At 52.5% G+C, this 25,530-nt stretch carries 22 protein-coding genes; 16 read left to right on the top strand and 6 right to left on the bottom strand.

Annotation, left to right across the window (positions count from 1 at the left end):
* Positions 1–310, top strand: a 310-nt coding sequence (locus tag AWM79_RS06995) for a DUF2931 family protein (protein ID WP_156430168.1), incomplete at its 5' end; no start/stop codon positions are given.
* A 137-nt stretch (positions 311–447) separates the two neighbouring features.
* A complete protein-coding gene (locus AWM79_RS07000; RefSeq protein WP_060782482.1) occupies positions 448–1,104 on the top strand; it encodes a DUF2931 family protein in 657 nt (218 codons plus the stop codon).
* A gap of 277 nt (positions 1,105–1,381) precedes the next feature.
* Here AWM79_RS07000 and AWM79_RS07005 read toward each other — a convergent pair whose 3' ends face one another.
* Positions 1,382–2,536 (bottom strand): HoxN/HupN/NixA family nickel/cobalt transporter, encoded by a 1,155-nt coding sequence (locus AWM79_RS07005; RefSeq protein ID WP_208599933.1) that lies wholly within the window; start codon positions 2,534–2,536, stop codon positions 1,382–1,384.
* A 436-nt stretch (positions 2,537–2,972) separates the two neighbouring features.
* Here AWM79_RS07005 and AWM79_RS07010 point away from each other — a divergent pair, with 436 nt between their 5' ends.
* The 8 genes from AWM79_RS07010 (at position 2,973) to AWM79_RS07045 (ending at position 11,909) form a co-directional block, all read left to right on the top strand.
* Entirely contained in the window at positions 2,973–4,082 is a 1,110-nt protein-coding gene (locus AWM79_RS07010) for a zinc-dependent alcohol dehydrogenase (protein WP_060782484.1), read from the top strand.
* Between the two features lie 22 nt (positions 4,083–4,104).
* On the top strand, positions 4,105–5,175 hold the full coding sequence (locus AWM79_RS07015) for a CobW family GTP-binding protein (RefSeq protein ID WP_060782485.1): 1,071 nt from the start codon (positions 4,105–4,107) through the stop codon (positions 5,173–5,175).
* Positions 5,153–5,857, top strand: a complete 705-nt coding sequence (locus tag AWM79_RS07020) for a 4-carboxy-4-hydroxy-2-oxoadipate aldolase/oxaloacetate decarboxylase (protein ID WP_208599934.1) — start codon at positions 5,153–5,155, stop codon at positions 5,855–5,857. The genes AWM79_RS07015 and AWM79_RS07020 overlap by 23 nt, the downstream gene beginning before the upstream one ends.
* A gap of 30 nt (positions 5,858–5,887) precedes the next feature.
* A complete protein-coding gene (locus tag AWM79_RS07025) occupies positions 5,888–6,910 on the top strand; it encodes an amidohydrolase family protein (RefSeq protein WP_060782487.1) in 1,023 nt (340 codons plus the stop codon).
* Positions 6,911–6,947: 37 nt separating this feature from the next.
* The gene (locus AWM79_RS07030; protein WP_060782488.1) at positions 6,948–7,775 is read left to right on the top strand and encodes a 3-methyl-2-oxobutanoate hydroxymethyltransferase; all 828 of its coding nucleotides are present in this window, start codon (positions 6,948–6,950) and stop codon (positions 7,773–7,775) included.
* Positions 7,776–7,782: 7 nt separating this feature from the next.
* The gene (locus AWM79_RS07035; protein WP_060782489.1) at positions 7,783–8,643 is read left to right on the top strand and encodes an alpha/beta hydrolase; all 861 of its coding nucleotides are present in this window, start codon (positions 7,783–7,785) and stop codon (positions 8,641–8,643) included.
* Positions 8,644–9,012: 369 nt separating this feature from the next.
* Entirely contained in the window at positions 9,013–10,755 is a 1,743-nt protein-coding gene (locus AWM79_RS07040) for an ABC transporter permease (protein ID WP_060782490.1), read from the top strand.
* Positions 10,756–10,790: 35 nt separating this feature from the next.
* Positions 10,791–11,909 carry an ABC transporter ATP-binding protein gene (locus AWM79_RS07045; RefSeq protein ID WP_060782491.1) on the top strand — a complete coding sequence of 373 codons (1,119 nt, stop codon included), beginning with the start codon at positions 10,791–10,793 and terminating at the stop codon, positions 11,907–11,909.
* Positions 11,910–11,989: 80 nt separating this feature from the next.
* Here AWM79_RS07045 and AWM79_RS07050 read toward each other — a convergent pair whose 3' ends face one another.
* Both AWM79_RS07050 and AWM79_RS07055 read right to left on the bottom strand, forming a co-directional pair.
* Positions 11,990–13,060: an ABC transporter substrate-binding protein gene (locus tag AWM79_RS07050; RefSeq protein ID WP_060782492.1), complete on the bottom strand. Its 1,071-nt coding sequence runs from the start codon at positions 13,058–13,060 to the stop codon at positions 11,990–11,992.
* 248 nt (positions 13,061–13,308) lie between these two features.
* Positions 13,309–15,009, bottom strand: coding sequence for an ethanolamine ammonia-lyase reactivating factor EutA (locus AWM79_RS07055; RefSeq protein WP_060782493.1), 1,701 nt, complete (start codon positions 15,007–15,009; stop codon positions 13,309–13,311).
* 325 nt (positions 15,010–15,334) lie between these two features.
* Here AWM79_RS07055 and AWM79_RS07060 point away from each other — a divergent pair, with 325 nt between their 5' ends.
* The 5 genes from AWM79_RS07060 (at position 15,335) to AWM79_RS07080 (ending at position 21,525) form a co-directional block, all read left to right on the top strand.
* On the top strand, positions 15,335–16,450 hold the full coding sequence (locus AWM79_RS07060; protein ID WP_060782494.1) for a cupin domain-containing protein: 1,116 nt from the start codon (positions 15,335–15,337) through the stop codon (positions 16,448–16,450).
* 109 nt (positions 16,451–16,559) lie between these two features.
* Positions 16,560–17,834, top strand: coding sequence for an MFS transporter (locus AWM79_RS07065; protein ID WP_060782495.1), 1,275 nt, complete (start codon positions 16,560–16,562; stop codon positions 17,832–17,834).
* A 307-nt stretch (positions 17,835–18,141) separates the two neighbouring features.
* A complete protein-coding gene (locus tag AWM79_RS07070) occupies positions 18,142–19,473 on the top strand; it encodes an OprO/OprP family phosphate-selective porin (RefSeq protein ID WP_017131343.1) in 1,332 nt (443 codons plus the stop codon).
* A gap of 47 nt (positions 19,474–19,520) precedes the next feature.
* Positions 19,521–20,513, top strand: a complete 993-nt coding sequence (locus tag AWM79_RS07075) for a substrate-binding domain-containing protein (RefSeq protein WP_060782496.1) — start codon at positions 19,521–19,523, stop codon at positions 20,511–20,513.
* A gap of 67 nt (positions 20,514–20,580) precedes the next feature.
* A complete protein-coding gene (locus AWM79_RS07080; protein ID WP_039792397.1) occupies positions 20,581–21,525 on the top strand; it encodes an ABC transporter substrate-binding protein in 945 nt (314 codons plus the stop codon).
* 186 nt (positions 21,526–21,711) lie between these two features.
* Here the strand turns inward: AWM79_RS07080 and AWM79_RS07085 are convergent, their stop codons facing one another.
* The 3 genes from AWM79_RS07085 to AWM79_RS07095 all read right to left on the bottom strand — a co-directional run bounded on the left by AWM79_RS07085 (position 21,712) and on the right by AWM79_RS07095 (position 24,027).
* Positions 21,712–22,725, bottom strand: a complete 1,014-nt coding sequence (locus AWM79_RS07085; protein WP_017131346.1) for an FAD-binding oxidoreductase — start codon at positions 22,723–22,725, stop codon at positions 21,712–21,714.
* A gap of 18 nt (positions 22,726–22,743) precedes the next feature.
* On the bottom strand, positions 22,744–23,586 hold the full coding sequence (locus AWM79_RS07090) for an IclR family transcriptional regulator (protein ID WP_017131347.1): 843 nt from the start codon (positions 23,584–23,586) through the stop codon (positions 22,744–22,746).
* A 120-nt stretch (positions 23,587–23,706) separates the two neighbouring features.
* Positions 23,707–24,027 (bottom strand): non-heme iron oxygenase ferredoxin subunit, encoded by a 321-nt coding sequence (locus tag AWM79_RS07095; protein ID WP_017131348.1) that lies wholly within the window; start codon positions 24,025–24,027, stop codon positions 23,707–23,709.
* Positions 24,028–24,230: 203 nt separating this feature from the next.
* On the opposite strand from AWM79_RS07095, the gene AWM79_RS07100 reads away from it, so the two are divergent.
* Positions 24,231–25,517 (top strand): aromatic ring-hydroxylating dioxygenase subunit alpha, encoded by a 1,287-nt coding sequence (locus AWM79_RS07100; protein ID WP_060783950.1) that lies wholly within the window; start codon positions 24,231–24,233, stop codon positions 25,515–25,517.
* The last annotated feature ends 13 nt before the right edge of the window (positions 25,518–25,530 follow it).

Raw genomic sequence — 25,530 nt, forward strand, 5'->3', positions numbered from 1 at the left:
GGCCTATATCGTTATTCCCGAGGCGACCCGGCAAGCCATGCTTGTCGGTGAGAAAACGTACTGCGCCGCCGATGGCAAATGGATAACAGACTATCGCGACATGCTGACGGTCGGCCTGGCGCCGGGAGGCATCGCCAGGGTCTGGCTTAGGGGGGCGTGCCTGAAACCCATCGACGTGGCGCGGGTGCAGGGCTGGGTGGTGAAAGTGGGGCCTTCGGGCGGTAAAAATGATGGCCGGTACGCATTGCCCCTGAAACCAGCGGCCAAGGAATATATCGAGAAATATGGAATTCCCTATGGTTCGTGGTGATACCGAAGTCACCAGGGACATAAAGACCCGACACCGGCTCCGCGATGCCCAGGCGTCAAAGAATGGAACAACAGCGATCTGGAGGGGGTGCTCATCAACCGTCCCGCCGAGGGTTATCAACGGGCGAAGTACCACCCATGAGTCCGCTTAAGGGCTTGCTGCTGTGCGGCATGATGGTGTGGCTGAACGGTTGCGCCCATGGTACCGGGCGCTTGCCGTATGACGCGTGGTACCTGGGGTTGTTTGTCCCCGATTATATGGAGGTGTGGATCGAAACCGCCGATGCGGTGGATATCCAGGACCGAGCCTACCGCCGCGCCATGAGCGGTGTGGCCTCGGTCAACATACCGAAAAACCTCAAGGGCGATCCGCGTGGCTGGCCGAAGTTCCCAGGCGCCGGAAAGGGCAAGCTGGTCCTGGGGGCTGATTTACCACGGCTGATTTATGTGCGCTGGCAGTCATTGGTGGAACCGCAGACTTATGAGGCCTATATCGTTATTCCCGAGGCCACCCGGCAAGCCATGCTTGTCGGTGAGAAAACCTATTGCGCCGCCGATGGCAAATGGATAACAGACTATCGCGACATGCTGACGGTCGGTCTGGCTCCTGGGGGCATCGCCAGGGTCTGGCTTGGGGGAGCATGCCTGAAACCCATCGACGTGGCACGGGTGCAGGGCTGGGTGGTGAAAGTGGGGCCTTCGGGCGGGAAAAATGATGGCCGGTACGCATTGCCCTTGAAACCAGCGGCCAAGGAATACATCGAGAAATATGGAATTCCCTATGGTTCGTGGTAATGCCGAAGTCACCTGGGACATAAAGACCCGACACCGGCTCCGCGATGCCCAGACGCCAAAGGATGGAGAAAAGGCAACCTTCATGTGCAGTTAACCCTGGTTCATATCGATGCACAGCAGGTCGATGCTAATCAATACGGGTTCCTTCGCAATTGTCCTAGTAGATCAAGCCGAGCCGCAATGAATTGATGGCGCGCCGCATCTGCTTCTTATTATCACAATAAACCCGCTTCAAAATATCTCGTGCCTGGAGCCCTGGCATCACCTGATAAAAAACTTACTCATGGTTATGTCCATGCTTATGAACTTCTCCGCTTCCGTGGGCATGCTCATGTGAGTGGGCAACGGTTTTGAAGCGTTCTTCGATACGGCCAAGCTTCCATACCACCACTGAAAGTCCCCATGCGCCGAGAAATAGAAAAACAATCACGTACCCGAGTTTTCCGAAATCAAGATCGGCAATGAAGTCGAAGAAAGGCCCATGCAGATCCAGCATGCTTGTGAAAACCTGTAACAGTTCCACGGTGCCGATGATGAGTGCCACGGTGATCGACAGGCTGGTAGTGATGATGTTGTAGAAGATTTTCCTAAGTGGATTAAGGAATGCCCAATTATAGGCTTTGGACATAAGAACTCCGTCCGTGGTGTCCATCATGGTCATGCCGGCGGTGAACAAGATGGGCAGCGCCAGTACCGCGGGGGCGGGCAGATCGCCGGCGGAAGCTCCCGCAGTCAATGCCAGCAGGCCAATTTCAGAGGCGGTATCGAATCCTAAACCGAACAGCAAGCCGATGGGGTACATCTGCCAACTATGGTTGATGACCTTGGTTAACTTGCCCCCAAAAAGCCGGTTCATAAAGCCGCGCCGCATTAGCAGTTCTTCAAGGTGCGCGTGGCTATGTTTTCCGGTTTTGGCCTGACCCCAGACTTTGAAAATATCCAGCAGCACCAGAAGATTGATTATTCCGATAATCCACAGGAATGTACCGGATACACCCGCGCCGATGAGGCCGCCCAGGTTTTCCATTTGCGGCAAGTCTTGCTTAATAGCAGCCGCCGCAAGCGTTATAGCTATGGCAAGCGAGACAACAATCGTCGAGTGGCCAAGCGAAAAGAAAAAACCGATGCCCAATGGCTTCTTTTGCTTTTGCAGCATATAGCGCACGGTGTCGTCAATTGCGGAAATATGGTCCGCATCAAAGGCATGGCGTAGCCCGAATACATAGGCGACAAACCCAAGGCCGACCAACGCCGGATAGCGGACCGAGTAATAGAGATACAGACCCCAACCCAGGACATGCAGCAAGATGATAACGCCATATAAACCAGATAGACGTTTCCACTCGCTACGTGTGAAGGAAAGATGGGTTTGACTTGATGTAGAGGTAGCTGTTCCTTTGCGCGACAGTGCTAAATGATCAGTGATCGGCATGTATATCCCCTAAGCGGCAGTAGCAGCCAAACGAAGTAAATTTCTTGTAGTTGTACAGACCGACGGCGCCCGACCTTCTGGCCGATGATTGCTCGCATAGAATTTCCTCTATGTGGAACGCATGTCCGTTATGCGGAATAGTGGCAGGCCGTTCCTACTCAGTCAAGCCACCGCACGACAGCAGTAGGTGGTGGCTTGGAAATTTCTGCTCTGACGCCTTCACGGGATGGCGTCGTGCATCTGGACAAGCACCTGCCATACGGCTGCGAGACGTGATTTTGCTGGAGTTTCGCAGGTGTGGACGCGTGGTTTTCGCTCACCTTGATCAGGACAGGCTAGCGTCAAATCGTTTCTTTATGTGGAACATTGTTTTGATTTAAGGCGATTGGCTTGCTAGGATGCCAAAAATAAAATCCGCCGGAGAATGGAGAACGCTATGACAGAGCAGGTAAAAGCAGCCGTCCGCACAGGTGCCAACAAAACCGAAATCGTCGAATATCCCATGCCCCTCGTACCCGATGACGGTGCCTTGATGAGAGTGGAGGTGGCTGGGATTTGCGGGACTGACGTCAAGCTGTATGGCAAACCTCCATCCGATGAGCCCGTCATAATGGGCCATGAGAACATCGGCTACATTTGCGGTGCGGGCCGTCAGTTCATGGAGCGCAAAGGGGTCAAGGAAGGGGATCTGGTATTCGTCGAGCACTATGTGCCCTGCTTTAAATGTGAGTGGTGTCACGCGGGCGAATACCGTCTTTGCCCGGCCACCGACTGGCGTAGCAATCCTGACGCGATTCGCTATGGCTATACTTCTGCCGCGAGAGCGCCGCATTTATGGGGCGGTTTTGCCCAATATATGTACCTGCCTTGGAATGCGGTCATTCATAAAGTTCCAGAAGGAGTTTCGGCTGAGTTGGCAGGTATTGTGACACCGATGGCCAACGGTATTCAGTGGGCGCTCTTCGATTGCAACGTCGGTTATAACTCCCGCGTGTTGATCCAGGGGCCTGGACAGCAGGGGCTGTCGCAAGTCGTAGCCTGTAAACAGGCGGGTGCTTCGCTGATTATCATCACTGGTACTTCACGTGACAGGGCGCGGTTGGAAATCGCGAAGAAGTTGGGCGCCGATTACACCATCATTGTTGATGAGGAAGATCCACTGGCGCGTATCAGGGATATTACCCATGGCGAAGGCGTAGATGTGTCGTTGGATTGCACTGCGGGAGCGGGCACCATCCCCGTGCTTCTCGGTATTGAAGCGATGAAGCGCAAGGGTGGGACATTACTTATTCAAGGCGAAATGACTGACTTCCCGAATTTCCCCCTGGGTAAAGTGGCAACCAAATACATTACGATCAAATCCGCTCGTGGTCATAACTACCAATCCTGCGAGTTGGCGCTGGAGCAGTTGGCATCCAAGCGTTTTCCGTTGGAGTTGCTGACTACTCATCGATTTGGCCTTGAAGATACTGATCTGGCTATTCAATCGGTTGCGGGTAAAGGTGAAGAAGGTGTGGTGCATGTTTCTCTGATGCCGTGGAAGTAGGCGTCTAGCCGGGAGTTCCTCGATGAAGACTGAGCGTATTGCGGTGACATTACTCACCGGGTTTCTGGGTGCCGGTAAAACTACATTGCTTAACCGTATCTTGACCGGCGACCACGGACGACGATATGCGGTGATCGTTAATGAGTTCGGTGAAATCGGTATTGATGCAAGCTTGATTGTCTCGGCTGACGAAGAGTTGTTCGAAATGAATAACGGTTGCCTTTGCTGCACGGTTCGAGGGGATTTGATCCGTACTCTACATGGCCTACTGGAGCGGCAGTCGAATTTTGACGCAATCATTATCGAGACCACAGGACTTGCCGATCCCGGTCCGGTAGCCCAGACATTTTTCATCGATCCTGTTCTGCAGGCGAAACTTTCGCTCGACAGTATTACCACCGTGGTGGATGCCAAGCATATCTTGCAGACGCTGGAGAGTAGTCCTGAAGCAGAAGAGCAGATTGCGTTTGCCGACCAGATTATTCTGAATAAAGTGGCTTTGGTGTCAGAGGCCGATCTGCCTTGTATTGAAGCAAGATTACGCAGAATCAATCCGTTTAGTCCGATACATCGGGCAAATCGCGCGGATGTTCCCTTGCACGCCATCTTGGGGATAGGCAGTTTCGATCTTGAACGCATCACCGCGCTCGAATCCGATTTCCTCGACCCTCATCATCATGGTCAAGCAAACCATGCGCACGATGAACACTGCGATCATCACCCGCATGACCATAGCCACGACCGGACGATACAAAGTTTGGTGCTGGAGAGTGAGCGGCCAATGGACGCAGAGAAGCTCTCTAATTGGCTAACCACTTATCTGACGGAAAACGGCCAGGATATTTTGCGCGCCAAGGGCATTATCGACGCAGCCGGAGAGAGTCGCAAGCTGGTGTTCCAGGCCGTACATATGATGCTTGAAGGCGACTTTCAGCGCCCTTGGGCGCCTAGCGAAAAGCGCCACAGTCAGTTGGTTTTTATCGGCCGTCACCTTGACCCCGCGCAACTGCGTGCCGGAATGGAGGCGTGCGCCGCCAGCCCAGTCATGGAGCTGCTTGATAAGAACGGTTATGGAGGCATACACGATGAATAACCCTGTAGTGATTCAACATATCGATCGCGCCGTGGACGCCGAGGCCTTTGCCAAATATGGTGTTGCCACGATACATGAAGCGCAGGGGCGCAAAGGGTTACTGGCGCCCTACATGAAGCCGATTTATGCCGGGGCGCATATTGCGGGTACTGCAGTAACGGTTTCAGTACCGCCTTGCGACAACTGGATGATCCATGTCGCTGCGGAACAATGCCAGCCGGGAGATATCCTGGTCGTTGCGCCTACCTCTTATTCCGATGCCGGCTATTTTGGCGATCTGCTAGGCACGTTATTGCAGACGCGTGGTGTCAAGGGACTGATTATCGATGCGGGCTGCCGAGATGTCGCTGACCTGACTCGAATGGGTTTTCCTGTCTGGTCCAAATGCATTTCAGCCCAAGGCGCCGTCAAGGAAACTTTAGGTAGCGTCAATATTCCCGTGGTATGCGGCGGCCAGTTGGTCAACCCCGGCGATATTATTGTGGCAGACGATGATGGTGTGGTGGTGGTTGCCCGATCCGAAGCTGCCGAGATATTGATTAAGTCTCAAGCCCGAGAAGAAAGAGAAGCGGATATTCGTCGCCGTTATGCCGCCGGCGAATTGGGGCTGGACATGAATAATATGCGACCCGCATTGGCGGCAAAAGGCCTGAGGTATCTGGATCGGGCGCCAAAAGCCTGATTATTATTAATAATATAAAGGACCACCGGAATGATCATCGACTGTCATGGGCATTACACCACCGCCCCTCCGCAGTTGCAGGATTATCGCGACGCCCAGCTTGACCACTTTAATGACCCCTCCAGGCCGCTGCCGAACCTGAGAAATGTCTCGGACGATGAAGTGCGTCAAAGTATAGAGAATAATCAACTTCAAGCGCTGCGTGAGCGCGGGGTTGATATGACGATATTCTCTCCGAAGGCTTCGGCCATGGCGCACCATATTGGCGATGAGGCGGTCTCAAAAAAATGGACACGCATTAATAATGACCTGATTCACCGAGTTACCCGGCTCTTTCCTGACAATTTCATTGGTGTATGCCAGCTACCACAATCGGTCAATGTACCAATCAAAAACTCGATAGAAGAGTTGGAGCGCTGTGTGCTGGAGTTAGGCTTCGTTGGCTGTAACCTGAACCCGGACCCTTCTGGTGGGCACTGGCAAGGTCCGCCATTGACGGACAGAGTCTGGTACCCATTTTTTGAAAAGATGGTAGAGCTTGATATTCCGGCGATGATTCATGTTTCCGGCTCTTGTAACGTGAACTTTCATGCGACCGGAGCCCACTATATTAACGCGGACACCACCGCTTTCATGCAGCTTTTGCAAGGTGACCTGTTTCACGACTTTCCTGATTTGCGTCTGATCATTCCGCACGGTGGTGGCGCCGTACCCTATCACTGGGGACGTTATCGCGGACTGGCCGATATGTTGGAGCGACCGCCATTAACCGAACATATTATGCGCAATGTATCTTTTGATACCTGCGTTTATCATCAGGCTGGAATAGATCTGCTGTTTCGGGTCATCGACATAGAGAACATATTGTTCGCTTCGGAAATGTTCGGTGCGGTAAAGGGCATCGATCCCCTGAGCGGGTTTAATTTTGACGATACCAAGCGTTATATCGATGCGTTGGAGCTGTCCGAGATCGATCGCCATAAAGTCTTCGAGGGTAATGCTCGCCGTGTATATCCACGTCTGGATGCTGCGTTGAAGGCCAGGGGAAAGTAATACAAGTCAATAACAAAGAGAATAAGGAGGCAGGCAGATGACTGAGAAGATGACTATCGCGCGATTGCAGCAGATGAAGAGGTCAGGGACGAAAATAGTAGGCGTGGTGACTTGGGACTATCAGATGGCGCAGATTGTCGACCGGGCCGGGGTCGATATTGTCTCGGTAGGCGATACCGTGGGCATCAATCTCTGGGGACAGGCCAATCCGCTGGAGATAACCATGGATCAGATGTTGACTGTTGCCCAGGCTGTACGGCGCGGTACGCGGCGGGCGCTGGTCAGTTGCGACTTCCCTTATGGTCCTCTGCAGGAGGGTGTGGACTCGGCGGTGCGTGCCGCGATCCGGCTGGTAAAAGAAGCTGGCGTTGACATGATAAAGCTGGATGGGGCCGCGGACTTTCCTGAGGCAGTCACCGCTTTGACCCGGGCCGGCATTCCTGTCTGGGCGCAATTTGGCATCACACCGCAGACCGCACTGCGATATGGCATGGAGTATTCGGCCATGTCCAAAGCGGGGGCTCAAGTGTCGGCTGCGATGCTCGACCGACTGGTTGCCGAGGCGAAAATGCTGGAAAAAGCCGGTGCCGTCATGCTTGATTTCACCAATTCCGGTTCGATCGTCGGCCCTGCCGCTGCTGCCGCCGTCGAGATACCGGTCATCGGCGGGTTCGGCGGTGGGCCTTGGCTGGATGGTCGGGTGCGTATGGGGCATGCGGCAATCGGTTATGCCGCCAAGCATCTGGATGAACAGATCGAAACCTACGCCAACGTAGCCCAGATCACCTACGACGCCATTACCGCCTTTAGCGAGGACGTGCGCGCCGCCCGCCAAATCAAGGGCGCGCCGCCTGTTAATAAGTGAGAGCGACATGCCTTCAGTTATCCTTGATGGAATTCAAACCGAATATAACGTGATCGGCAGCGGCCCCGCACTGTTGATGTTTGCCCCCGGTGGCTTTGACGCAACGATGGATAAGTGGTCGACACTGGGCATCTATGCAAAAGTTAAATTGCTGGATCACTTGCCTGACCAATATACCTGCATCCTTTTTGACCGGCGGGAAACGGGCAACTCCGGCGGTCGTGTCGAGCGAATCACCTGGGCTGACTATGCCGCGCAAGGTCAGGGCCTGCTCGACCATCTGGGTTATGAGGCGGCCCATCTGCTGGGTGGGTGCATGGGTTGTTGCCCGGTAGCTGCCTTTGCCACGGCCTATCCCGCAAAAACGCTGAGCATGGTTCAGTACTGGCCCGTGGGTGGGCCTGGCTTTCGTCTCAACGCGCATCGGCGGTTCGCCATTCATCTTGCCTATGTTGAAGAACATGGACTGGAGGGCGTTGTCAGTCTGGCAAAAAGCACAACGCAGGGTTTCGGCAAAGACCCACGCCCCGGTCCGTGGGGGCCGGTGATACGACGTTCCGCTGGGTTCGCCGCGCACTATAGGACCCTGGACGTGGCGAAATACAAGCTGGTTATAGCTGGTCTATCAAGGACCTTATTTGACCGTGACACTGTGCCCGGTGCCGAGCCTGAAGACCTGATGTGCCTGGATATCCCTACGTTAATCATACCGGGACGAGATGCCTCTCACTCGGTGTCGGCGGCACGCTACCTGGAAGAGTGTTCGCTCGGCGCCGAATATTGGGATGTTTTGCCGGAAAGCCAGACAGAGCAAACGGCCCCGGCGCGTATTCTGAAGTTTCTGAACAAGATCGATAGGAAAGCGTGACGGAGCTCGTTTAGCCGTCGGGCGAATAAAAAGACCGTAGCACTTTGTACTTCGTCGGTAACGGAAAGCGCGCACTGTATTTGTCTGCCGCGTTGCCATTTGCCAATTTGTATTGTCGGCAAGATAACAGTTGTTCGATCTTGATGAGCCGGGCACCTTACAGTTGCAAAGTAGATAGCACTTTGATCAGCTTTCCTGGATCACGGTCTAGCCCTGCCTCGACGAAAGAAAAAGATGGAAAGGCTTTTTTGAAAAATAAATTTTCAGATTTATTAGATAACAAGCGACAGCCGCAGAAGCTGAGGAAATCATGAAAACATCACAAAACCCGTTAATCATCAATGCTATTCAGAAAAGGAGGTATTCCCAATGGATATTGTAGAGCGGAACTCCGTTTCATCATTAAGCGAATCTAGACGATGGCGTATTGATCTCAAATGGGTCGTTATCGGCGTCAGCATATTGGTTGTGGCCTATCTGGCACTTATGCCGCTCATTTTTTTGCTATGGCAAAGTTTCTTTACTCCGCAAACCGCGGCCAGCGCGGCGCAGTTTACGCTGCAAAACTATATCAAGGCATACACGAGTTCCGAGACATTTACCCTGTTCGTCAACTCGATCCAATTCGCAACCGGTACATCGATTTTTGCGTTTATCGTCGGCACTGCGCTCGCGTGGATGAATGAACGGACCAACACACCGCTCAAATCCCTGTTCTTTTCGTTGTCGATCATCCCGCTGATTATCCCGGGCATTCTGTTTACAGTGTCCTGGATTCTGCTGGCTAGCCCGAAGATCGGTATTCTCAATCTGATGTTGCAGGATCTGTTTCAAACCAAACACATATTTTTCAACATCTACTCGATGTGGGGAATGATTTGGGTTGATGGCTTGCATTATTCCTCAATGACCTTCCTGATCATGACGGCCGCTTTCCGCTCAATGGACCCTTCACTCGAAGAGTCAGCAATGATGAGTGGCGCCAGCGTTCTCCAGATTGTTTGGCGGATTACCTTGAAGCTCGCATGGCCGGCGATTTTTGCGACACTACTTATCATGTTCGTGCGTTCGATCGAGTCCTTCGAGGTGCCTGCGCTCATTGGACTTCCGGTGGGTATTCAGGTGTTTACGTCATCGATCTACGACGCGATTCACCAATATCCGAGCCAAATTGGCCTGGCATCGTCCTATGCGGTCACGCTGTTGCTGATCACCACTGTGGGTGTCTATTTCCAGTCCCGTCTTTCCAGCCAGGGTAACAAGTACTCGACGGTGACAGGCAAGGGATTTCGGCCACGCACGATGGACCTGGGCAAATGGCGCTATGTGACGGCTGGCCTTTTTATCCTGTACTTTGCACTGATTGTCGTACTACCGTTTCTGGTTCTCCTTTGGTCATCGCTTCAGAAGTATTACAGTGTTCCGTCGATAGCCGCGCTGCATAACCTGACCTTCGATGCTTACAAGTTTATCATCAACTATCCGACGCTGATCGATGCAGTATGGAACAGCCTGATTTTGGCGGTAGGCAGTGCAACGCTGATCATGTTGTTGACCTCGGTGATTTGCTGGATCGTAGTCAAAACCAAACTGCCTGGCCGCTGGATGTTGGATAACCTCGCGTCGCTACCGATGGTATTTCCCGGACTGGTTCTGGGCCTGGCGATCATGGTGTTCTATTTGAACGTGGACATCGGTATCTACGGAACTATGTGGATCATGTTTCTCGCCTATGTGACCCGTTTTTTACCCTATGGGTTGCGTTACAACACTACATCGATGTTGCAGATCCATAAGGAGTTGGAAGAGTCGGCGGCGATGAGTGGCGCCTCCTGGAGTACCACGTTCTGGCGCATTATCTTGCCCTTGTTGAAGCCGGGACTGATGGCGGGCTGGATCTATATCATGATCGTCTCGATCCGCGAACTTTCAACTTCCATTCTTCTGTATAGCCCCGGCACTGAAGTGGTATCCATCCAAATCTGGGAGCTATGGGAAAACGGGCAATATGTCGAGTTATCCGCATTGGGTGTGATGTTTATCATCGTCCTGTTCATGCTGGTGATGTTGGCTCAGTTCGTCGGCAAAAAGTTCGGCGTCAAGGAAACCTGATAAGCAACTCCAATAACAACAAGTAGGAGATGACCATGCTCAACGTAAAAGCGTTATGTACCGAGTATCCAAACGAGAAAGGCGAAATCGTCAAGGCCGCGCAAGATATCAGTTTCGAAGTACCCCAAGGCAAACTGTTTACCTTGCTCGGCCCCAGCGGCTGCGGCAAGACCACCACTCTACGCTCGATTGCCGGCCTCGAACGCCCGAACTCCGGGGAAATCCTGGTCGGTGATGTGGCCGTCTATTCGTCGTCCAAGAAGATTTTCGTCACACCGAACAAACGAAATTTCGGCATGGTATTTCAGTCATATGCCATTTGGCCGCACATGAATGTATTCCAGAACACGGCATTTCCGCTCGAAGTCGGTACTCGCAAATTCACCAAGAGGCAAATCGAGGAAAAGGTCATGCGAGTGTTGACCGCAGTCGGTCTTGATCATGTCGCCGACCGCGAGGCGACCAAAATGTCGGGTGGCCAGCAGCAGCGCCTCGCGCTCGCCCGCGCCCTGGTGATGGAGCCGAAGTTGCTGCTACTCGATGAGCCACTCTCCAATCTGGATGCCAAGTTGCGCGAGCGGATGCGCTTTGAGTTGAAGCGGATGCAGCGTGAACTTGGTCTGACGACAATTTACGTCACGCATGATCAGAGCGAGGCATTGGCGCTGTCGCACGAGATTGCGGTCATGAATGCAGGGCGGATCGTACAGATCGGCTCTCCGCGTGATATTTATGAACGACCCCGCGACAAGTTCGTTGCCGATTTTGTCGGCCTCACCAACTTTCTTGAGGCGACTGTCGAAGTGGCAGATAATCTTAATAGCGGCTACCGAGTGAGCTCGACCGTCGGGCGGTTGAACATTACCTCGCTGGACCCGCTGGAACGCGCAAACAAAGTGTTGATTTCGGTACGCCCGGAAGATGTCGAACTGTTCGAACAGCGACCGGAAGGCCTCAATGTGTTGGAGGGTATTGTCGATTTCAAGGTGTTTCTTGGCGAGTATATGGATTTCCAAGTGAAGGTCGGCAGTCAGCAATTGCTCGCACGCGTGCATCCATCGCTGAAAACCGTGGTGGGCCAGAAGATTTATGTCCGCATGAATCCAGAGAAGTGCCTTACGATTCACGATGCGGTGCTGAAGAGCGCAGCTTAAGTCGCAAATAAAAGCGCCGCCTTCCAAAGGAACGCGGCGCTTTTATTTCGATCGATGCTCCAGCTACTACTGTATCCCCGCTACTGCGCCTGCTCGGTAAAGATCTTGCTGTAAAGTGCTCTCCATTTCTGTTGTTCGTCCAGGATGATTTTCGAGTCAATAAACTTCAATGGAACATCTTTTAGCGGTGTTTCAACCTTTTTACTGGTGGGCACGAACTGGCGTCCCAACAGCAGGGGCTGCGCTTCATTCAGCATGAAATCGAAGAAAAGAACCGCAGCATTAGGATGCGGCGCATGGTTGGCCATGGCAACGCCGTTTGGCCGCGCGAACGCCGGGGGAATCGCATACCATTGAATCGGTGCACCCTTTTGGGCAAGTTGCGCGACTTTATAGTTATAGATAGTCAGTGTCAGTGGCACCTCACCGGAAGCAACCAGATTCGCCAGCAATGTATGGCCCTTGCGCACCGAGACACCATTCTTCGCCACCAGATCGCGGAACAACTGCAGTCCCTTCTCTTCGCCTAATTCAGTCACCACTGCCGCGAACCAATCCATATCTTCTGCTTCAATCCCCAGCTTGCCTTTCCATTTCGGGTCCAGCAGCTCTTGATAGGTTTTCGGCAGGTCGGCTTGCTTGACCTGATCGGTGTTGTATCCCTGGGTGAAGATATTGAGTCGATCACTGACCCATTCTCGGTGTGGCATGATTGCCTGGGGAATCAGATCGGCCAGGTACGGCGACTGGACGACTTGCAGCAGTTTTTCCCTGTGTAGCGACTCGAGTTCGGGGCCATTGGTTTCTATGACGTCGACATCAAAACGATTACCCTGTGCTTCGACCACGGTTCGCTGCAATACTTTTTCCGATCCGGCACGCCACAATCGCACCTTGATGCCGTATTTTTTTTCAAACGCCTTGGTGACTACCATCATGTCGTCTATAGGGACAGACGTATACAGGGTCAGCGAACCTTCCTTCTTTGCCCCCTCAATTAAGCGATCTTGGCGATCAGTCCCGGCGTAACTGGCGATACTATTGACATCCTGGGCCTGAACTAAAGGCGTACTCAATGCCAGTAGCAGGCCGGAGGCGGCGCCCAGTATCGATCTAGATAGCAGTGGCTTGTTTCTTATTTTATTCATCATGTTATTTACCCTTATCAATGAGTTTTTTGGATTTTTTGTGCACACTCATGCTTTGCACTCCATTAATGGAATGCGGAAAATCCTTCCTTGTCCTTGGGTAGGTATGTCTCAAGCAGGACAAAAAAGTCTTAATGGCGTATCCGTTTCGTTGCCTAGGGGTGGCTTTTTGCAGGCGTGTCCGCCTTGGTTGCCTATTGGGTCGGAGAGGTTGAACTGCTCAGAGAATGGTTATCAATGTTACTGGGCAATTATATCGCCTGAGTATGTGCTCTTTTGGATATTAGCGTATCGTTGAAAATCAGGGACTTGATAGTGACGGGCATGGTGTTAGAGGGATGTCTGACCTTGCCTATATCAATATAATCAAAGTCTGACAGGCTGACACCGTCGATGACTAATAATGGGTTGTCTATATGAAGGTCTTCTCGAAGAGTAGCCCCGAGGTTAAGCGCTATATCGTCATCCAGAACCACGAACAAGGCTTTACCCCGGGCGAGCCGTTCGCTGGCCCCGCGTTGAATGCCTTCTGCCAATGCCTTTATCCGGGAATACTCAGGAGTACCTTGCCAATGAAATGCCAGAACCAATTCGCCGCTGTCCATGCTCACTTCAAAAGCCGTTAAGTGCTGGCGAATACTGCTGGCAAGTTCTTCGGCCTCGAATTCGTCAGTGAAGATAAATTCAGGTCGTAGAACCTGGATGTTACGTTGCGGCAGCAATTGTGCATGATCGGTGACATAGCACGTGTTACCACTCAATTGGGTAGTATATTCCGAGGCCCCCAATGCTGTTGAGCGAATACCTTGGCTATCGCGCAGCAACGTCCAGGGCAGGAGGCCGCTATCGATTCGCTGACGTAACGTTTTACCGAGCCGCCCGCCCAGATCGCCAAAGTCGCGCTCCTCGCGTTGATAAACGAATTCAGCCACGCCGCCGGAAAACATCATGCTCGTCGCCCGCCGAAGGAGGTGGCCAGGAATCGGCTCAGTCAAATAGAAGGCAGCCGCTTCAGCCGAAATGGGCGATTGAGTCAGCGCAGCAATCAATGTATCAGCCATAGTGTCGGCGACCTTATCCAATTCTGTCGATTGGACTTGGTCGCCCGCATGCCAGGAATATCCGGCCCGCAGAGCGTGGGTTTGTCCTGCCGGATCGAGGCGGGTCAGCTTCAGATCGTTATCTGTCGCCAGCAGGCGGCCGCCGACATGGATAGCGGCAGTCGACAATAACTTCCCTCCCTCCAGCACACTGAGCTTGGTGGTACCGCCGCCGATATCGATATTAAGAATGCACTCCTTGCGGTCGAATGAAGCACGAGCAGCGCCTGATCCAAATGCAGCAAGCCGAGCTTCCATATGGTGGCCGGCGGTCGCGCAAACCAGATCACCACATTTCTCGGAAAGAATCCGTGCTATGCGCGCGGCATTCTCACGACGCAAGGCCTCTCCGGTAAGAATGACGACGCCAGTATCGATATCGGAGGGCAGGACTTTGGCGATGCGGTACGCCTCGTCGACAATCTGTCCCAGCGCCCGGCCATCGATCAACGTCTCACTCTCGTAAGGGGTGAGGCTCACTGGGGATTCGTAAAGGGTTTCGCGCGAAACAATGATGTATCGGCTCGACAGTTCGACGGCCTGTCGCTGAAGTTGAACGCGGGAGAACAAGATCTGAGTACCCGCTGAGCCGATGTCGATCCCGACGCTCCATAACGTTACGTTGTCTCTCTGCCACAGGGGGTTGTCTTCTGCTGGCCCCGCTTCGTCCTGCGGAAAGTGTTCATGGTCGTGGTCATGATGATGGGCATGGGCATGGGCATGGGCATGCTCGTGAGTGTGCCCATGCTCCCGGGCGTGAGCGCCGTGGTGGCGGTGATGAGGATCAGTATCCGGCTGGTCTGGATGCTCGGAATCTGCATGGTCGCCATTGGCCCCGTGGTGGTTGTGCATCAATAAAACTCCCGCTCGCTGAGTCCTTCGTTTGTCTGGCCGTTGCCGGTTTTATCATCCAGAATAGAGGAACGACGTTCTTTTATGTGAAAAAGATTCTTCCCTTTTCTTAATCGCATTGTCAAGTCAGGGTGGCCGGAGGTGTGCTGCGACGTCTGGATTTGCGTAGGGTCTCTGAGCTTGACGGGGGGGAGAATGTCGTGGGATATTCCGTATGGAGGACCGGCGTTCCATTTTATTAGAGGCCAACAGACCCGTCATAACGGTCTACTCCATAGGTCTCTTCAGCGACTCATCACAACACAACAAGACACGAGGCCGAACTATGGCGAGGAAAGATGCACTTGTTTCTAACGAAACAGCCAACAAATTCGCAGCGGAAAAGGAGACTCCCTATACCCGTTGGGTTGCAAATGAAGGGCTGGACATCATCGATGGCATTTATGTCGAAGATCTGAATACCGTAGAGTTGAAGCCATGGGCAAGTCGGGGAGGGCGAGGCGTTTTCATCAACCACGACGCATCAAGAACGACGAACGATTGCTATGTCTGTGAAATCGATCCGGGCCAAAAGCTCGTTGCTCAGCGGCAACTTTATGAAGAGCTGATCATGATTCTGGACGGTCGTGGCTCTACGACGGTGTGGAATGACGCGGGGCAAAAGGTCACCTTCGAGTGGGAGGCCGGTGCTTTATTCGCGATTCCGCTTAATGCCTGCTACCAGCATTTCAATGGCTCGGGGCAGAAAAGAGCACGATTTGTATCGGTCACGAATATGCCGCCAATCCTGAATCTCTATGAGGATCCCGATTTTATTTTCCATACGAATCGCGATTTTCTTAGCCGCTTCTCGGGAGAGTCAGACTACTTTGCGCCGAAAAGCGAGCTAAATGGTTTGAAATTGGAAACCAATTTTGTCGCCGATGCGGTCAATCTACCGTTAGTCGAAGCCAAGGAGCGTGGTGCCGGAGGCGGGCATATCCGTTTCAATCTGGCAAAGAGTTCCATGAATGCGCATATCTCGCAGTTTCCGGTGGGTACTTATAAAAAGGCGCACGCTCACGGCCCTGGTGCTCATGTGATTATTCTTGCTGGCGAAGGTTATTCGTTAATGTGGCCTGAGGGTGAAGAGCCCAAGCGCTACGACTGGAAGCCAGGCACTATGATCGTTCCGCCAAATATGTGGTTTCACCAGCACTTTAATACGGGCGACACGCCTGCGCGTTATCTGGCCTTCAAATATGAGGGCGTGGCTTTCAGGAACGCTCAAGGTGTTCCAAAGGCATGGATCAGCCGGCGCGTTGGCGGACATCAGATCGATTATGCCGATGAGAGCCAGACTGTACGGACATTGTTTGCGGACGCTTTAGCCCAGAGAGGACTAAAGCCGCAGATGAATGCTGCTTATGAGGGCGAGAAAGAGCATTTGCCACCGCTCTAAGGTTGATTCTTTTATCCGCAGACTCAGCGACTGATGGACTCCAGGCCTGCGTTAAACGTTCGGTCTGGGGCGCAGTCACCTGTTGGTTATCTTTCCCGCGAGGCGACTCATGCGAGAAATCGACCCAGTCTTAAAAGAAAGTGCGGCGCTGCCTACTTCCAGTTTCCGCGAACGTTATAGTGTCATGCTTTCCCTGCTATTGCCTGCGCTCTTATTAGGCTTGGGCCGTGGATTTACCATTCCGGTATTACCCCTCATCGCTCGCGATGAGTTCCATGTCGGCGCCGCCGGCGCCGCGCTGACATTTATTGCCATCATGTTGGGGTCTGCCGGCTCTACAGTTCCTTGCGGCTATCTGGTCGACAAAATCGGGCGCCGTAAGGTGCTCATCGCCGGGCCTCTTCTCACGGCAGTTTCTTCACTGCTTGTGCTTGTGGCCGGCAGCTATACGCAGTTGTTGGTCTACCTATTCATTAATGGCGTCGGTTTGCAGATGTGGCAGATGGGACGGCTCGCCGCCATTGCCGACACGAATAACAAGGGGCGGACCGGGCGCATGATGACCGGGATGGCTGGCGTCCAGCGAACCGGCACGATGTTGGGACCATTTCTCGGCGGCATCGTCGGGAGCTTTTTCGGCTTACGAATGCCGTTCGTTTTTTGCGGCATCCTGGCCTTGCTCGCCGCCATTCCGATGTTTATGTTCGTCAAGGAAAGCGCTCCGGGAATTCTGGCAAAGCGTCGGGGGGAGCCGCCACAGGAAGCGGTCGACAACTCCTGGGGCAATCTGCTGACACCTTCCATCATCGTTCTATTTATCGCCCAGTTCACCGCCAACCTTTCCCGTGGTGGCGCCGTCGGCAATACCGGCCCGCCCTTTATCTTTGCTGCCTATGCGTATGGGCTGGACGCTATCCAGTTAGGCACGATCAGCCTGGTCACGGGGGCTGTGGGCATTCCAGTGACCTTTCTCTCCGGCTACATCATGGACCGCTTCGGTCGTAAGCAAACGGTGGTCCCGGCCAGCGCTGTACTGGGAGTAGGACTGGGGTTGCTGGCGGCGACTGCGGCCTTCCATCTTTCGGTCGCCATATTTATTGCGGCGTTCGTACTGATCAACCTTGCCGTTTCCTTTATGGCGGGTTCCCTGCAGACCATTGGCGCGGACATTGCGCCTGTCGGCGCGCGCGGCAAATTCTTCGGTATCGGACGACTGCTAGGGGAGTGCGGTTCCCTAGCGAATCCTGTGGTATTCGCGGCGGCGGTTTCTACCGTAGCGCTACCGAACGGTTATGCATTGGGTTTCAGCATTATGGGGTTCGGCGGTCTGTTCACTGCCGTTCTGATTGGACGGTTGTTGAAGGAAACCCTTGTACGGCGCTGAACAGATCGAACAACCATCTTATTTCGCGTTGCCAAAATCTGAATAGAGCACATCGAAATAATCGCTTCGTCCGACTTGACGAGGGTAAAGGATCGTGAAATATTCCACATGAAGGAACGCTGTTCCTTTAAATGAAACCCCATGGACGCCAAGCGAGGCCTGTGGTTTTCCGTCAGTTCTCTGACCGATCAATAGCTGAGCTTCATTCGAGAAAACATACCAGCGCCCTTACCAGAGGTTATAGGGCGTAGTTGTACGGTGGGGTCGAAACGTTTCAGGGTAAATTTATAACAATAAGGAAAGACCCATGAAGAACCATATGCGACAGATGCCTGTTATCCAGGCAGTGGCTTTTACTGTATTTGTTGGCGTTTCAACTAGCACTTTAGCGGGCGTTGTGCGAACAGCCGGTGACCAGGACATTATTCTGGATACCAGTAAAGGCGGGTTAAGTCTTGAGTCTGAAGACGGCACCTTCTCTTTCGCGTTCCATGGGGCCATGCAAATCGACTACGATCGATTTAATGGCGTCTATACCAATAATGGCAATGCCGGCGACGAAGCTGAGTTTCGCCGTCTCAGGCCAAAAATGTCCGGTAACTATCGCGACTGGGCATTTGAAATCACCCCTGAATTGGCACCGTCCGGTAATACTATTCACTCTGCAACAATCACTTATGAAGGCTTTAAGCCGATTAACTTGACCGTCGGAATGGCATCTCCCGATTTTGGTTTGGAGAAGGCCACCAGCTCCAACTGGGTGACCGCAACCGAGCGTAATATCGGTTATGATCTGGCCTCATGGATCAACAGTTCCTCGGATGACTTGGGAGCCCATATCGACGGTACGTTTGGAGATATGTTCTTTGGTTCCGCCAGCGTCACCAATCGTGATACTAAAAATGATGACAGGGACGGGGATGCTTCCCGTCAGTTCAATGGGCGCGTTGTGTTCGCACCTTTCCACAAAGGCGGTAATGTACTGCATTTTGCTCTTGATTATGCTTATCGCGACCTTAATAAGGTTGATCTCAGTAACACCAATTACGATATAGATAATGGTCTCGGTGTGCATGGCGATGCGGGTGATAACGATCATGATCCGGTACTGAGCCAACTGAGTGGTATTTCCGGTAGCCCCTATAAAGGCCAGTCAATCTGGGGCGCTGAGGCTGCCTGGGCCTTTGGAGCACTTTCCTTGCAAGGCGAATATCTACATTCCACCTTGAACTCCGATGACGGTGGTTATGCAGATGTTAAATCCAAGGGCTATTATGGTCAGGTGGCTTATACACTGACGGGTGAACCTCGTGATTACAAGCTTAATGCGGGGGCCTTTGGTGCTGTCAGACCTGAAAACGCCAAGTTCGGCGCTTGGGAGATCTTCTATCGCTATGCTGGAGTCAGCTCTGATAATACCGATCTTCTGGAGGATGGCGCCGGAAGTGTCATAGGCCTGAATACCAACGGCAGTAACTCGGCGAAGGTACATACCTTTGGCGTCAATTGGTATGCCAATAATAATGTCAAAATATCGGTAGATTATAATTACGCCAAAGTTAATGACAAAGCACTTGAAAACGCTGTCGGCGATGATGATGGCAATGCTGTCATGACCCGTTTCCAATTCGTATTTTGACCGCCTGACTCCAAGGTTAGCACCTTGGCGTTTGAAGGAGATGAAATATGTCCAAGCTCAATCTTTCGCTCGCATGTTGGGACTATGACCGGACTCGCGCCTTGATGGACGGTACTGTCCGGCCAGGTGGCATCGAACTTAATTATCTGAACATGCCGGTCGAAGAGACCTTCTTTAGAATGTTACGTCACCATGAGTTCGATGTGGCGGAGATGTCATTGTCCTCCTACACGATGTCGCTGTTTTCTGAAACACGGCCTTTTGTTGCCATTCCTGTTTTTCCGTCGCGTTATTTCAGACATTCTTCCATCTATATCAACGCTAGGTCCGGTATCAAGACCCCCAAGGATTTGATAGGGAAGCGAATAGGTACTCCGGAGTACCAGATGACGGCGCCGTTGTGGATTCGCGGTATGCTAGCCGACGAGTATCAGGTGCCGATCGACAGCGCACTTTATCTTATCGGAGGAGAAGAGACGCCAAATCGACCGGAGAAACTGAGACTGGACCTTCCGGAGAGTATCAGGACAGAGCGCATCAGGCCTGATCAGACCTTGGCAAAGATGCTTCTGGAGGGAGAAATCGATGCTCTTTACACCGCCCGTGCGCCTTCTTCGTTTTATGATGGCAGTGGACGAGTTCTCAGGCTGTTCGAAGATTACTCCAAGGTTGAACTTGATTATTATCGTAAAACTAGAATCTTCCCGATAATGCATTGTGTTGTCATTCGACGCGAGGTATACGAACAGAATCGCTGGGTAGCTCAATCGCTGTTTAAGGCATTCAAGGAAGCCAAGGAAAAAACCTATCAGGATATGCACGAAACAGCCGCACATAAAATGACGCTGCCCTGGCTTTCAGTGCACGTTGAACAAGCCCGGCGTGAATTAGGCAATGATTTCTGGTCTTATGGACTCAGCGAAAACAGGGATACGATCGCTACTTTCCTGCGATATCACCATGAGCAGGGTCTGTCTAAATGCCTATTATCCCCGGAAGATCTCTTCGTTCCGGAAACGTTCGAGTCATTTGTAATCTAGCCGCCTATAGACGAGGCTGGACACTGACGACCAGCCTCTGGGAATAATGGCGTGGGAGAAAACGGGTATGGATTCATGTATTCTAAAAACCGTTACGCGAACACAAGGTAATAATGCCGCACTCAAGGATGGTCGTGTTACCCCAGAAGGTTTCATATTCGAGTTTGAAGAGGTGCCCGTGTTGCCTCAAGCGTTCCGGCGCATGGTACGAGGGCTGGAGTACGATGTCAGTGAGATGGCGCTGACTACCTATCTTTGTGCTCGTGAGCAGGGTGTCCGCTTTACTGCGCTGCCGATTTTTCTGGTTCGCGGCTTTCATCATGGTGCCATCCTGTACAACATCAACTCAGGGATCAATGACCCTAAGGACCTTGAAGGCAAGCGAGTAGGAATCAACCGTGGTTATACGGTGACGACGGGAGTCTGGGCCAGATCTATCCTGCAGGACCAATACGGAGTGGATCTCGACCGGATCACCTGGGTGCTTTCCGGTGACGAGCACGTCGAAGGCTGGCAACCGCCTCGAAATGTCATTCATCTGGAACCGGGGCAGAATATGGAGGACATGCTGGCCAGCGGCGCTGTTTCGGCGGCAATCGGTGTACAGACAGACCATGTCAATGTGGCCCCGCTTATTGCCAATGCCACGGAAGCAGGGCTGGAGGCGTTGCGCAAATCGAATCATTATCCAATCAATCACTTGATTGTGGTCCGAGATGATGTGCTGGAGGCTCATCCTGATGTCGCCGTTTCGGTATTCGACGCTTTTGCTCGGGCCAAACAACAGTATCTCGAGCAGTTGAAAGCCGGGCAGATTGAAAAAATGACCACTGTGGACCGACTTCATGCAAGCGCGATGGCGATCATCGGCGACCCGCTGCCTTATGGTGTCGAGCCGAATAGGGCAGTACTTGAAGAGTTGATCGCGCACGCTACTCGTCAGCAAATTCTACGTAAAACGATAAAGCTGGAGGACGTCTTTGCTCGATCGACCCTTGGCCTGACGGCTTAACTCTATAGCTGCCGCTTTTAAATGTACCTCGTGGGCTAACTAAGGATATTATTGGTTGGCCCACGTTTATGTGTATAGGTTAATTTAGCTGTCGGGCTCTAACAGAAAGTCAGGCTTATTGAAAGAAAGCGTCGGCGTATGGACGCCAGCTCAATAATCTAATATGTTTCGAGCAGGGTGCCGGACTTAGTAAAATTCGTCGAAGTGGATTTGCTCTGGAGGAACGTTTAATTCAAATAGTAATTTTTGCATGGCTTGTGACATTAAGGGCGGCCCAGCAAAGTATATTTCGCGCTGCTTAATTCCAAGCCCGAAAATATTATGCGCAACATCGTGAGCAAAGCCGATATGTCCATCCCAGTTGGCATCATCAAGGCCTGGGCTGGAAATAGCCTGATGAAAGTGCAACCGTTGTCCAAAGCCTGGCAGCTCCGCCAGCATTTCCTGGCCACAAAGATCGCGTGTCGCTCGCCCACCAAATACAAAATCGATCTGACGGTCACGAAGCTTTTCGCTGATGGCTGCCGTGCGGGTAATTGAAATCATGGGTGAGAGTCCTGAACCGCCCGCTATGCAAAGAATGTCACGGGGGGCATCCTCTCGCAAATAAGCGGTGCCATATGGGCCATCGATTTCAACTGTTTCGCCGATCTTGATTTTGTCGAAGAGGGTGGTGGTGGCGACGCCGTTGGGAACGCGTTTAATCTGAAATCTCCATTCACCTCCCTCTTGAGGAGTGTTGCACATAGAGTAAGCTCGGATACCCGCGACACCCGGCAGGCTGATGAGAGCATATTGTCCCGGCAGGAATTGCTTGGCAGACCGCAGGGAAAATACGAATTCGGTGATATCGTGGATAATTTCAAATTTACCAATCAAGGTCGCCGATGTTTTTACCGGCCTGATTGCGCCAGCATAAGCCTTATCCAACCTGACTTTGATGCGACAGTCACTTTTGGGCTGGGCCTGGCATCCAAGATATCTGTTGCGCTTAAGGTCGCGCTCTGACCACGCGGGAGAGTCCTTTCGCGCATGCTCTACTTCTCCCTCCAAAAGCTCGAATCGGCAGTTGCCACAAGACCCGACATTGCAGGCGTAGGGAAAACCCATACCTGCACGCAATGCGGCCCGCAAAATGCTGTCATCGGGTTGGCAAGCGAATGAGTCTTTGTTCTGCCCTTCGATTATTATTGTTGGCATCGTTATATTTTCTCCAGGTTAGGTATATAAACTGGCCTGCTCCGAGATGTAACCCAGGCGCAGCGAGATTTCCGCGGCTGTTTCAAGCACTCTACGGGAGAGCATGTTCATCGTCTTCGCATCGGTCCGCTGATGTGGCACGGTTACACCAATCGACGCTGTGACACTGCCCATCGCGTCACGGACAGGTGCTGCAACGCAGACTGCTCCGATCTTGCTGTTTGTTTTCTCGGCGGCAAACCCTTTCGTGCGAATTAGCTGAATCTCATCCTTAATGGCTTTCTTTTCTGCAGCCGAGAGTGGTTTTTGTGAGTTCTTGATGAATTCATTGATTGTCTCATCGCTTTGGAAAGCTGTTATAGCCATTCCCAATGCGCCATCTATGGCGGGTACGGAAACACCAAGGCGCGAGCGTAACCGAACGGCTTGCGGGCTTTCGAAATCATAGAGGTACGTAATGTCTCGTCCATTGAGTATGGCGAGCTCGACATTTTCACGTACTTCATCTCTCAGTTCCGTCAGTAACTCCTTTGATACGCCAGTAACTGTCAGCCGTTGCCGAACCAGTGCCCCCAAAGAAAACAAACCAAGCCCCAGTCTGTAGCGTTCAGTAGCAGGATCTTGTTCAAGAAGATTCTCAGCCAAAAGCGTTGAGGCCAAACGATGAACTGTACTCTTCGAGACTCCTAGACTGCGGGAAAGTCTGCTGATGCCCATCTCTGAATTCTCTTCGGAAAATTGTTTTAGAAGGCGAATAGCCGCGGTAACGGAAGACAAGCGCGTGCCTTCTTTTTCACCTTCAACCTCTTTTTCGCCTTCGCTTTTCCCAGTGGTTGGTTTGATGTTGTGTAGTGGGTTCATGAGTGATTACCGTAAAAAATGTTCCACAGGGACATCCTGTAAAACTATGGAAACAAACGATAATCATAAACCAAGCACGCATGAACCGTCCAAAATATCGAAACACTGACCTGAGGGTATCTAGAGTTCAATCAGCACAACGTCGCCCTGGACGACCACCTGATAAGTCTTGAGTGGCACCATGCAGGGAGGGGCGAGCACTTCGCCCGTGCGCACGTCAAACTTACCGTTATGGAAGTCACACTCAATCACACACTCATCCAAATATCCTTCTGAAAGAGAGCCCGGTCCGTGCGTACAGCGGTCATCGGTGACGTAGAACTCTCCGTCAATATTGAACACTGCCAGCTCTAGATCGCCGGCTTCGACGTAAAGCGCGTTCCCTGGCTCGACCTCATCGGTGCGACAGATCCGGACGCGTTTTGTAGGGGTTTCGCTCATCGGCTGCTCCTTTGGTTGACGGCGCTATTCTTGCCATGTAAATTTTAAAAAATCAAGAACGGCGTTCCGCATGACAAAACAAAACCAATCGCCCGACTGCATCGCCGTAATGCCAAGTCAGCAAGACAAGAGAGGCCGATGGACTGATGGAGAGGCTCATCAATCGTCGGTATAGAAAAAGCGCTCACTCGGAGACCGAAGACATGCTGCGTAAGGAAGTAAACGACCTGCTGGCCCAAACCGACCCTGGCAAACCAATGGGAGATATGTTTCGTCGGTACTGGATTCCGGCGTTGCTGGCAAACGAGTTGCCTGAGGATGACTGCCCGCCCGTGCGGGTCAAGCTTCTCTCCGAACGGCTAATCGCGTTTCGCGATACGCAAGGCAAGTATGGTCTGATGGATGAGTTTTGCGCTCATCGCGGCGTTTCGCTGTGGTTCGGTCGCAACGAGGAGGGTGGCCTTCGCTGTCCTTATCACGGCTGGAAATATGACACCACCGGCCAGTGTGTAGACGTACCTTCCGAGCCCGAATCGAGCGGATTTTGCCAAAAGATCAAGTTGCAAAGTTATCCCATGGTGAAGGTCGGTGACATTCTTTGGACCTATATGGGTCCCAAGGAGCATCAGCCGCCTCTTCCTCAATTCGAGTTCGCCAACGTACCTGCCGACCAGACCTTTACCTCCAAGCGGCTCCAAGAGTCGAATTGGCTGCAGGCCATGGAGGGCGGTATCGACTCAAGTCATGTCTCGTTCCTTCACAGTGGAAATCTGAATACAGACCCCCTCTTCAAGGGCGCCCGCGGAAACCAGTACAACCTGAGCGACAGAATGCCCTTCTTCGAAGTGGTCAAACATGACGGAGGGCTCTATATCGGCGCCCGCCGAAATGCTGAGGAGGGAAAATACTATTGGCGCATCACCCCATGGGTGATGCCTTGCTTCACGATGGTTCCACCACGTGGTGATCATCCGCTACATGGCCACTTCTGGATCCCGATTGACAATGAAAACTGCTGGGCCTGGAGTTTTGATTATCACCCCAACAGGGCATTGACCCCGGAGGAACGTGGAGCGATGGAAGCCGGCAAGGGTATTCATTGTGAATATGAGGAAGGCACCTTCCGGCCTAAGGCCAATAAAGATAATGACTACCTGATTGATCGTCTGGCCCAAAAGGAGGGTAGAACTTATAGCGGTGTGGAAGGGATTGCTATTCAGGACTCTTCATTGCAGGAAAGTATGGGACCGCTTGTCGACCGCACCAAAGAGAATCTGGTTTCGACGGATAACGGCATCATCATGGCGCGGCAAATGCTCCGCAAGGCGGTCACCGCCCTGACGGAAAAAGGTGTTCAGCCGCCTGGAGTGGATCCGGTCCATCATCGGGTTCGCTCTGTGGCCGTCGTATTGCCTCCGGATGAGGCGTTTGACGAGGCCTGCAAAGAGTATTTGCAAGCCAGGGCAGGGGTTGCGCATACCTCGGTCTAGTGGCCTGTACGGT

The organism is Pseudomonas agarici (genome assembly GCF_001543125.1).
In the GTDB taxonomy this organism is placed as follows: Bacteria; Pseudomonadota; Gammaproteobacteria; order Pseudomonadales; family Pseudomonadaceae; genus Aquipseudomonas; species Aquipseudomonas agarici.

What these genes read in the sequence shown, in the direction of transcription:
- AWM79_RS07015 (WP_060782485.1), top strand. Translation starts at nt 4,105, where the DNA reads ATGAAGACTGAGCGTATTGCGGTGACATTACTCACCGGGTTTCTGGGT.
- AWM79_RS07060 (WP_060782494.1), top strand. Translation starts at nt 15,335, where the DNA reads ATGGCGAGGAAAGATGCACTTGTTTCTAACGAAACAGCCAACAAATTC.
- AWM79_RS07030 (WP_060782488.1), top strand. Translation starts at nt 6,948, where the DNA reads ATGACTGAGAAGATGACTATCGCGCGATTGCAGCAGATGAAGAGGTCA.
- AWM79_RS07065 (WP_060782495.1), top strand. Translation starts at nt 16,560, where the DNA reads ATGCGAGAAATCGACCCAGTCTTAAAAGAAAGTGCGGCGCTGCCTACT.
- AWM79_RS07040 (WP_060782490.1), top strand. Translation starts at nt 9,013, where the DNA reads ATGGATATTGTAGAGCGGAACTCCGTTTCATCATTAAGCGAATCTAGA.
- AWM79_RS07045 (WP_060782491.1), top strand. Translation starts at nt 10,791, where the DNA reads ATGCTCAACGTAAAAGCGTTATGTACCGAGTATCCAAACGAGAAAGGC.
- AWM79_RS07035 (WP_060782489.1), top strand. Translation starts at nt 7,783, where the DNA reads ATGCCTTCAGTTATCCTTGATGGAATTCAAACCGAATATAACGTGATC.
- AWM79_RS07005 (WP_208599933.1), bottom strand. Translation starts at nt 2,536, where the DNA reads ATGCCGATCACTGATCATTTAGCACTGTCGCGCAAAGGAACAGCTACC.
- AWM79_RS07080 (WP_039792397.1), top strand. Translation starts at nt 20,581, where the DNA reads ATGGATTCATGTATTCTAAAAACCGTTACGCGAACACAAGGTAATAAT.
- AWM79_RS07085 (WP_017131346.1), bottom strand. Translation starts at nt 22,725, where the DNA reads ATGCCAACAATAATAATCGAAGGGCAGAACAAAGACTCATTCGCTTGC.
- AWM79_RS07075 (WP_060782496.1), top strand. Translation starts at nt 19,521, where the DNA reads ATGTCCAAGCTCAATCTTTCGCTCGCATGTTGGGACTATGACCGGACT.
- AWM79_RS07090 (WP_017131347.1), bottom strand. Translation starts at nt 23,586, where the DNA reads ATGAACCCACTACACAACATCAAACCAACCACTGGGAAAAGCGAAGGC.
- AWM79_RS07050 (WP_060782492.1), bottom strand. Translation starts at nt 13,060, where the DNA reads ATGATGAATAAAATAAGAAACAAGCCACTGCTATCTAGATCGATACTG.
- AWM79_RS07020 (WP_208599934.1), top strand. Translation starts at nt 5,153, where the DNA reads ATGGAGGCATACACGATGAATAACCCTGTAGTGATTCAACATATCGAT.
- AWM79_RS07010 (WP_060782484.1), top strand. Translation starts at nt 2,973, where the DNA reads ATGACAGAGCAGGTAAAAGCAGCCGTCCGCACAGGTGCCAACAAAACC.
- AWM79_RS07025 (WP_060782487.1), top strand. Translation starts at nt 5,888, where the DNA reads ATGATCATCGACTGTCATGGGCATTACACCACCGCCCCTCCGCAGTTG.
- AWM79_RS07100 (WP_060783950.1), top strand. Translation starts at nt 24,231, where the DNA reads ATGCTGCGTAAGGAAGTAAACGACCTGCTGGCCCAAACCGACCCTGGC.
- AWM79_RS07000 (WP_060782482.1), top strand. Translation starts at nt 448, where the DNA reads ATGAGTCCGCTTAAGGGCTTGCTGCTGTGCGGCATGATGGTGTGGCTG.
- AWM79_RS07055 (WP_060782493.1), bottom strand. Translation starts at nt 15,009, where the DNA reads ATGCACAACCACCACGGGGCCAATGGCGACCATGCAGATTCCGAGCAT.
- AWM79_RS07095 (WP_017131348.1), bottom strand. Translation starts at nt 24,027, where the DNA reads ATGAGCGAAACCCCTACAAAACGCGTCCGGATCTGTCGCACCGATGAG.
- AWM79_RS07070 (WP_017131343.1), top strand. Translation starts at nt 18,142, where the DNA reads ATGAAGAACCATATGCGACAGATGCCTGTTATCCAGGCAGTGGCTTTT.